Source organism: Veillonella sp., from assembly GCF_015058545.1.
Lineage (GTDB): Bacteria > Bacillota > Negativicutes > Veillonellales > Veillonellaceae > Veillonella_A.
Map to the genome: position 1 here is coordinate 1 of NZ_SVCB01000141.1, position 8,649 is coordinate 8,649.

At 40.0% G+C, this 8,649-nt stretch carries 9 protein-coding genes and 1 other annotated feature; all 9 genes read right to left on the minus strand.

Features of this window, described 5'->3' with window-relative positions:
• A partial coding sequence (secA, locus tag E7204_RS08890) for a preprotein translocase subunit SecA (protein WP_295183775.1) occupies positions 1-1,774 on the minus strand: 1,774 nt, incomplete at its 3' end.
• 257 nt (positions 1,775-2,031) lie between these two features.
• Entirely contained in the window at positions 2,032-2,871 is an 840-nt protein-coding gene (locus E7204_RS08895) for a MetQ/NlpA family ABC transporter substrate-binding protein (RefSeq protein ID WP_295183777.1), read from the minus strand.
• Positions 2,872-2,890: 19 nt separating this feature from the next.
• On the minus strand, positions 2,891-3,553 hold the full coding sequence (locus E7204_RS08900; RefSeq protein ID WP_206512521.1) for a methionine ABC transporter permease: 663 nt from the start codon (positions 3,551-3,553) through the stop codon (positions 2,891-2,893).
• Positions 3,550-4,572: an ATP-binding cassette domain-containing protein gene (locus E7204_RS08905; RefSeq protein ID WP_295183784.1), complete on the minus strand. Its 1,023-nt coding sequence runs from the start codon at positions 4,570-4,572 to the stop codon at positions 3,550-3,552. Before E7204_RS08905 ends, E7204_RS08900 begins: the two co-directional genes overlap by 4 nt.
• 42 nt (positions 4,573-4,614) lie before the next feature.
• Positions 4,615-4,843, minus strand: a binding site (T-box leader).
• Positions 4,844-5,183: 340 nt separating this feature from the next.
• Positions 5,184-5,714, minus strand: coding sequence for a ribosome-associated translation inhibitor RaiA (raiA, locus tag E7204_RS08910; RefSeq protein ID WP_021840668.1), 531 nt, complete (start codon positions 5,712-5,714; stop codon positions 5,184-5,186).
• A 236-nt stretch (positions 5,715-5,950) separates the two neighbouring features.
• Positions 5,951-6,148, minus strand: coding sequence for a cold shock domain-containing protein (locus tag E7204_RS08915; protein WP_006556860.1), 198 nt, complete (start codon positions 6,146-6,148; stop codon positions 5,951-5,953).
• Positions 6,149-6,526: 378 nt separating this feature from the next.
• Positions 6,527-7,246 (minus strand): amino acid ABC transporter ATP-binding protein, encoded by a 720-nt coding sequence (locus tag E7204_RS08920; RefSeq protein ID WP_021841390.1) that lies wholly within the window; start codon positions 7,244-7,246, stop codon positions 6,527-6,529.
• Positions 7,243-7,899, minus strand: coding sequence for an amino acid ABC transporter permease (locus tag E7204_RS08925; RefSeq protein WP_127058183.1), 657 nt, complete (start codon positions 7,897-7,899; stop codon positions 7,243-7,245). Before E7204_RS08925 ends, E7204_RS08920 begins: the two co-directional genes overlap by 4 nt.
• 132 nt (positions 7,900-8,031) lie before the next feature.
• Positions 8,032-8,649: PLP-dependent aminotransferase family protein (locus E7204_RS08930; RefSeq protein WP_295183793.1), on the minus strand; the 618-nt coding region annotated here is incomplete at its 5' end.

Here is an 8,649-nt window from a genome sequence, read left to right on the forward strand (position 1 = left end):
TAAAGTTATGATTTTCTACTTTCTTCTGAGCACGTTCGATGGATTTAGTAATCAAGGAGTGTTCAATCGGTTCATCCTCTTCCATACCAAGTTTATCCATCATACCGGAAATATTATCGGCCCCGAAAATACGCATCAAGTCGTCTTCCAAAGATAAGAAGAATTGACTGGAGCCCGGATCGCCCTGACGACCCGAACGACCGCGCAACTGGTTGTCGATACGGCGACTTTCATGACGTTCGGTACCCAAAATATGGAGACCGCCAAGTTCAGCCACACCTTCGCCTAAGGAAATATCTGTACCGCGACCGGCCATGTTAGTGGCAATCGTTACCATACCGCGCTGACCGGCATTGGCTACGATTTCCGCTTCTTTTTCATGGTGTTTAGCATTCAACACATTATGTGGTACGCCGCTCTTAAGGAGCATATCACTTAACTGTTCCGATTGTGTAATCGAAGTTGTACCTACCAATACAGGCTGGCCTTTTTTATGGCGTTCTACTACATCTTTAACAACCGCTTTGTATTTCGCCTTCTTAGTTTTAAAAATCAAATCCGGCAAATCTTTACGAAGTAAAGGTTTATTTGGCGGAATTTCATATACTTCCAAACCGTAAATGTTGTTAAATTCCTGTTCTTCCGTTTTGGCTGTACCGGTCATGCCCGCTAATTTCTCATACATACGGAAGTAGTTCTGGAACGTAATGGATGCCAAAGTCTGGCTTTCACGTTCAACTTTAAGGCCTTCCTTGGCTTCGATGGCCTGATGCAAACCGTCGGAATAACGACGACCGAACATCAAACGACCGGTAAATTCGTCAACGATAACAACCTGTCCGTCTTTAACTACATAATCCTTATCGCGATGCATCATGGCATAAGCACGTAAAGATGCATTTAACAAGTGATTCAATTCCAAATTAGCCGAATCGTATAAGTTTTCGATTTTAAGCATTTTTTCAACTTTGGCAATACCCGATTCAGTCGGTGCGATTGTTTTTTGTTTTTCATCAATCGTATAATCTTCACCGGCTACCAATTGCGGTACAACTTTTGCCAACGTATAATAGCTGTCCGTAGAGCGTTCGCCGGGACCGGAAATGATGAGCGGTGTACGAGCTTCATCGATGAGGATGGAGTCAACTTCATCGACGATGGCGTAATTAAGCGGACGCTGTACCATTTGTTCGGCATGAATAACCATGTTATCACGCAAATAGTCGAACCCGAATTCATTATTGGTGCCGTATGTAATATCAGAAGCATAAGCCAATTTACGCTGATTGTAATCGAGGTTGGCTACAATAAGACCAACACTCAACCCAAGGGCACGATACAATTTACCCATCCACTCGCTGTCACGTTTTGCCAAATAGTCATTGACCGTAACAACATGCACACCTTTACCGGTTAAGGCATTTAAATACACCGGCAACGTAGCTACCAAGGTCTTACCTTCACCGGTACGCATTTCTGCGATATTACCGCGATGCAAAGTAATACCACCGATAAGCTGTACGTCAAAATGGCGCATGCCGAGCACGCGCTTCGAAGCTTCACGAACAACCGCAAATGCTTCCGGTAAAATATCATCCAATGTTTCACCGTCAGCCAGTCGTTTCTTAAATTCTTGTGTTTTAGCAGCTAATGAACTGTCACTTAAACCGCTAAGACTCGGCTCTAAGCCATTAATTTCATCTACAATGGCACGCATCTTTTTTATTTCGCGTGCGCTGTTATTACCAATTAATCTTTGTATAAAACCAAACAAATATCTCAACTCCTTAGGTCTGTATATTCTCTTATATACATATTCAATTAATTATATCACAAAGTTTCTAAAAAAACCAAAATATACAGTGTAAGTAATAAGCTTTTTACATATTAAATACGGAAGTGTGACCGATTTTATACAAAATAAGTATTTCCCGTTTTTGAGTTGCTAAGTGAAAGTCATTATCTTAAAGCTTGCTAAGTGCAAATACCAAAAATGACCCCTTCTATGTTGAAGGGGCCATTAAAGCAATCTTATTTGTTGTCTGCGTTTTCAGGCACATACCATAAACCGTTGTTATGGGTTTTCATGTATTCTTTGAATTCAGGCGAATTATACGCATCCTTCAAATCTTTAGCCCATTGGGTATCTTTATTCTTATCCAATACAACGAGCTGTAAGAGCAAGTATGGTAAAATGTCTTCTTTCATTAAAGCTGTAGAAGGATCGATTTTAGCATTGTACACAATAGCACCGGTAATTACGATGTACGCAAAGTCAGTACGAACCGATGGAATTGTTAAGGACTTCATTTCTACAAAGTTAAGATTATATGGGTTTTCCACAATATCGGCTTTAGTTACAGTGGCCAAATCTTTATTCGGATCCAATTTGATAAGGCCTGCTTTTTGAAGTAATGCATAGGCACGGGCCGTATTAGATGCATCATTCGGAACAGCGATAGTATCACCGTTAGCTACTTGGCTAAGCTGAGTTTTAGCGCCCGGATAGATGCCGGTCGGTACTGTAGGAATCGGAGTCAACGCTACCAAATGGCCACCTTGTTTTTCATTGAAGTTATTCATATACGCTGTATGCTGTTCAACGTTAAAGTCTACTTCGCCGTCATTCAAAGCTACATCAGCCTGTACTAAGTCGGACATATCGCGAGCTGTAATCTTGTAACCTTTCTTTTCCATAATCGGTTTAACAGCTTGTTCAAAGAGTTCCGAGTACGGTCCCTGCGATTTACTGAAAACTAAATCTTTTTTGTCACCTGCTGCGGAGTCATTACCGCAACCGGCCAATAACACGGCGCCTAACACGGTAGCCGCCAACAACACACCAATTTTCTTAAAACGTTTGAAATTCATAATACCCCTACTTTCTTTCTCAATGATTGCGCATTTTAAATGCAAAATGATTACCCACAGTTTGAATAATCTGAACAAAAATAACAAGCACAACAACAGTAAACAACATTAGCGGAAAGTTTAGACGTTCGTACCCGTACGTGAGCGCCAAATCGCCGACCCCGCCGGCCCCGATAGCTCCGGCCATTGCCGTTGCTCCGATAAGCCCGATGGTACCGGTTGTAACCGATAAAATTAAGGATGCTTTTGCTTCCGGCAAAATAAAATGCCAAACAATCTCAAAATGAGAGGCACCCATAGCCTGCGCCGCTTCAATTATGCCTTTATCCACATCAAGCAGTGAATTTTCAAAGAGACGAGTCAAGTACGGCGCAATGAAAATAACGAGAGGCACTAAAGCCGCCGTCGTCCCGATACGCGTACCGATTAACAATTTAGTGAGCGGCAATATAAACACCATCAAAATGATGAACGGCACACTACGAATAATATTAACTACCGTATTCACTACAGCAAAGACATAATTATTTCTTAAAATACCGTCCTTATTTGTCAGCACTAAGATGACGGCTAAAATAAGACCGATAATAGACCCGATGATCAGTGACACGAATACCATGTACAACGTCTCTTGGGCCGCCAGAATAATTTGCTCGTTCGGTACTCCCAAATCCGGCATCATAACGTAATCACCTCACATTCCAGTCCTGCATCACACATATATTTCTTGGCTGCTTCCAAATCTGCCGCAGCACCGACCACTTGTAAAATAAAAATGCCCAGAGCCGAATCTTGCAATTGGTTAACCGACGCAAATACGATATTCGTTTCCACGTTGAACTTGCGATTTACTTCATAGATAACATTTTTAGTTACTGCGTCACCCAAGAAGCGTAACTTCACTAATTCATATGATCTTGTATCCGCTTTTAACTGTGCTACCACATTGTCCGGAATACGTTCCGGAATAACAGTCTGTACGAAACGTTTTGTCATGCTCTGCGTTGGATGACTGAAAACATCAAGGACAGTGCCCATTTCTACGACACGACCATGCTCCATAACGGCTACGCGATTACAAATTTCCTGGATTACATTAATTTCATGCGTTACCAACAGAATCGTAATATTAAATTCTTTGTTAATTCGTTTTAACAATTTTAAAATTTGTTCCGTCGTTTCCGGGTCCAAAGCACTGGTCGCTTCGTCACAAAGCAGTATAGACGGATTCGTCGCAAGTGCTCGAGCGATACCGACACGCTGTTTTTGCCCGCCCGATAATTGAGTCGGATACGCATTGGCTCGATCCGGTAAGTTAACGAATTCCAATAACTCTTTGACTCTTTTCTCAATCACATCTTCCGCCACTTTATTCAAACGAAGCGGAATCGCAATATTATCAAACACCGTTTTCGAGTTCAACAAGTTAAAAGATTGGAATATCATGCCAATTCCCTTACGAACTTTACGCAGTTCATTATGGGACAATTCATTAATATTCACACCGTCGATTAGGACTTCACCGGCAGTCGGCTCTTCCAAAGCATTAACCATGCGCAGCAACGTAGATTTGCCGGCACCGCTGAAGCCTACAATGCCAAAGATATCTCCATCCTGAACCGTCAGCGATACATCTTGCAAAGCCTTAACATGTTGGTTTTTGATGATAAACTCTTTGTCAATATGCCTAAGTTCAATCATAAAATCCCCCCTATTGTATAAAAAAGGGCCTACCGCCTCCATGACAGAGGCGGTGGCCCGCGGTTCCACTCTGTTTACAACAGCATAATCACAGATGGATGAGCTGTTGCACTCAAATACTATAACGGCAGTTCACCGTGAAAACCTACTAATATTTCAGTTCTCCCGCTCACAAAGGCATTCAGTCCAACTACATCGTAATAAACTCTCAACCTAGGTTTATCTCTCTGTTCGGTTCATTGAACGTACTTGTTTTGTTCATTGCGTTTTATATACTCTTTTATGTTTTACTTTAATTCTCATCGATTTTTAAAACATATCATTATGATAGGTTTTAACTACTTTTTTGTCAAGGTCAAAATAAATTCATACAATTACTAAAAATTTCTATATATATAATAATAGCAAAGATTCGCTAAAAATCCAACAGCATCATGAACGTTTTACCAAACTATCTATATATTACTAACGATCCGCTGCATAGGGTAAAAAATTTTAGCACAATCAATGTTATAAAAAAGCTGTAGCAGATTATGTACTCACAATCTGCTACAGCTGCTATATATTCAGTTATCTAAACGTCCTACGGTATTCTCCCTTCGGAGTAGCCTTTAAAGCTCCGGCTCAATTAACCCATAGGAACCGTTTTTACGGCGGTACACTACGTTCATAACTTCTGTTTCTGCATTGTAGAACATAAAGAAGTCATGACCAACCAAATTCATTTGCATAATGGCTTCTTCCACACTCATAGGCCGAATCGCAAAATGTTTGCGGCGAACTATGCTGATTTCTTCTTCCTGAACAGGAACTTCCGGAACATATGCATCCGGTTTGAAGCCTGCTTCTTTCTTGAAGCGCCGTGCCAAACGAGTTTTATATTTATGAATTTGACGAACAATTTTATCGACTACTAAATCAATAGCCGCATACATATCTGTATTCGATGCAACCCCGCGAAGAACAATCCCTTCAACGAAACAGGTGAGTTCAACTACGCGATTTTCTTTTTCTACTGAGAGCACAGCTTGTACATCAAATGGTGCATCAAAATAACGAGCAAGTTTATCTACACGTTTTTCCAAATACTCGCGGAGAGCTGCTGTTACTTCTAAATTCTTACCTCTTACTGTTACTTTCATATAAAACACCCTTTCTTCTCAAGTTCTAAACTACGAACTTGTTTCTATGTTTATATAATTCTCCAAGGATGTACAAAAGTCCTCTTTATTTTTTGAAAAATTTTTAAATTTTTTATAAATTTTTTACAAATCTTAAACGTCCCTATAAACAAGGGCTTCCACCAGGTTTTTCAAATAAAATTGTGATTTAGGCAAATAAAAAAGACCGGCCGAAGCCGATCTCTCAGTGTAGTTATTTATGCTTTAGTGACATTCGTAGCCTGTGGGCCGCGAGGTCCGTCAACGATTTCAAAGTTTACTTCTTGACCTTCGTTCAAGGATTTGAAACCATCTTCCTGAATCGCGGAGAAATGTACGAATACATCGCCACCGTCTTCTCTTTCAATAAATCCATAACCTTTTTCTGCACTGAACCACTTAACTTTACCGAGCATAAAAAATTCCTCCTAAAAAATCCCTGCATTAGAGTACTTATGGTACCTTTCAATAAGGTTAGCACAGTAAGTATTAAAAAACAAGTTTATTATGCTGTATATCCATTATAAGTATACATACAATTATTTATGACTCTATTATGCAAAATAAAACAGCTTGTTAATTATGAAGTAAAAATTTTGAACTAATGCCAGGCTGGAAACATCGACAGGAACTGTGTTTAATAAGATTCTTAAAGTTTTTAATCAAAAAGTCATAAATTAATTTTCTAATATAAAATATAAAATAATCTGTCACAATTTAGTCATAAATAATTAAAATATATTCATCTTGAATCATATAAAATAACGCCCTTAATTAAGGGCGTTATAAAGCAATTATAAAATTTTGGAAAGAAACAGTTGCGTACGTTCATTGGTCGGATGCTCAAATACATCCTTCGGCGTTCCTTCTTCGAGAATCTTGCCTTCATCAACAAAGAGAACGCGCGTCCCCACTTCTTTAGCAAAGCCCATTTCATGTGTTACTACAACCATGGTCATACCTTCTTTGGCGAGGTTCTTCATAACATCAAGAACTTCACTTACCATTTCCGGATCAAGCGCCGACGTCGGTTCATCAAAGAGCATTACTTTCGGCTTCATGGCGAGCGCTCTGGCAATAGCTACACGCTGCTGTTGGCCGCCGGACAATTGCTGTGGATACGAATCGGCTTTATCCTGTAAACCTACTTTGGCCAACAACTCAAGGGCTATTTTTTCAGCTTCTTCCTTGGACATCTTGCGAATCTTCTGTGGTGCCAAAGTAATGTTATCGAGTACCGTCATATGCGGGAATAAGTTAAAACGTTGGAATACCATCCCCACTTCGGCACGCACGTTGTTAATGTTTTCTTTAACATTTAGATTCATGCCGTCTACGATAACATCGCCGGAGGTTGGTTCTTCCAAATAGTTCATGCAGCGCAACACCGTACTTTTACCGGAACCGGACGGTCCGATAATAACGACTACTTCCCCGCGTTCCACATGAAGATTAATCCCTTTAAGGACTTCGTTTTTACCAAAACTTTTATAAACATCAATCATCTTAATCATTTGATATTATATCTCCTTTCAAGGAATGCAACTAATTGCGAAATACTTAATGTCATAACTAAATAAATAATCGCAACGGCTGTCCAAATTTCAAAGGATCCGTAAGTTCTGGCAATAATCAACTGACCGCGACGAGTCAATTCTTCAAAGCCGATAACCGATACTAAGGAGGTATCTTTCATCATGGCGATAAATTCATTACCAAGTGGCGGAATAATCGCTTTAAATGCCTGTGGCATCACGATATAGCGCATAGTTTGAGCCCAAGTGAGACCTAAGGAACGACCTGCTTCCATCTGACCTTTATCGATAGACTGAATACCGGCGCGGAAAATTTCAGATACGTAAGCACCGGAGTTAATACTACAAGCCGTAACCGCTGCCACATATGGGTTGATGGATTGTCCGATAACCATTGGCAAGGCAAAATAAATCATAAAGATCTGAACCAATAACGGTGTACCACGGAACAATTCAACGTAACATTTAACTAATAAACGAACAATTTTAAAGCGTGACAAATTAGCCAACGCGGCAATCATACCGATGAAAAAACCGCAACCAACCGCCATTACCGTAATTTGTATCGTAATGACAGCCCCTTGTAAGAGAATCGGTATATTATCCCAAATTAAACTCCAATCGAAACTCATAACTAACCCTTTCCTTATAACTAATACTTACCAATCACTGTATATTCTCAAGCATCTTTTATTACCGAGTAATATATATACTGTTTTATACGCTTACGTCATTATAGATGTATTTTTATACAATGTCAATAGTTATTTAATCATATTTTGGTAAGCTTGGGCTAATCGCTTCACCGCTTCGGTTAAGTCATCCGGTCCAAGGCCGGTAAAATTAAGCCGCACATAGCCTCGTTCCTCTTTATTTACAAAAAACGGAGTGCCCGGAATTACCAAAACACCGGCGTTTATAGAATTTTTGAAAAATTCATACTCATTCACGCCGACCGGTAAGGAGAGCCACAAGAAAAAGCCCCCTTCCGGTACAGTAAATGTAAAGTCCGGCAGTTCATTTTGCAATTCCTTTACCAAAGTATCACGTCTATCTTTATAAACCTTATTCATAGATGCTACATGGTCATCATAAGAATATATATTCATAAAACCGGCTGCCAAAGCATGATCCGGCAAGGAACTATGAATATCGGAGCATTCCTTAACCAAAGAAAGCTGCGTCATAATATCTGCCCGGCCCGCTACCCAACCAATCCTTAGTCCCGGACTCAAAGTTTTAGACAGGCTTCCCATGAAAAGTACCTGTCCTTTCGCATCATAAGCACTAAGCGCTTTATGATATTTACCGGTGTAGGTAATTTCGCCGTAAGGATTATCCTCTAATATAATTACATTATATTTAGCAACTAAAGCCATAAA

Coding starts and splice junctions, on each gene's coding strand:
- E7204_RS08895 (WP_295183777.1), bottom strand. CDS start 2,871: ATGAATTTCAAACGTTTTAAGAAAATTGGTGTGTTGTTGGCGGCTACC.
- E7204_RS08900 (WP_206512521.1), bottom strand. CDS start 3,553: ATGATGCCGGATTTGGGAGTACCGAACGAGCAAATTATTCTGGCGGCC.
- E7204_RS08905 (WP_295183784.1), bottom strand. CDS start 4,572: ATGATTGAACTTAGGCATATTGACAAAGAGTTTATCATCAAAAACCAA.
- raiA (WP_021840668.1), bottom strand. CDS start 5,714: ATGAAAGTAACAGTAAGAGGTAAGAATTTAGAAGTAACAGCAGCTCTC.
- E7204_RS08915 (WP_006556860.1), bottom strand. CDS start 6,148: ATGCTCGGTAAAGTTAAGTGGTTCAGTGCAGAAAAAGGTTATGGATTT.
- E7204_RS08920 (WP_021841390.1), bottom strand. CDS start 7,246: ATGATTAAGATGATTGATGTTTATAAAAGTTTTGGTAAAAACGAAGTC.
- E7204_RS08925 (WP_127058183.1), bottom strand. CDS start 7,899: ATGAGTTTCGATTGGAGTTTAATTTGGGATAATATACCGATTCTCTTA.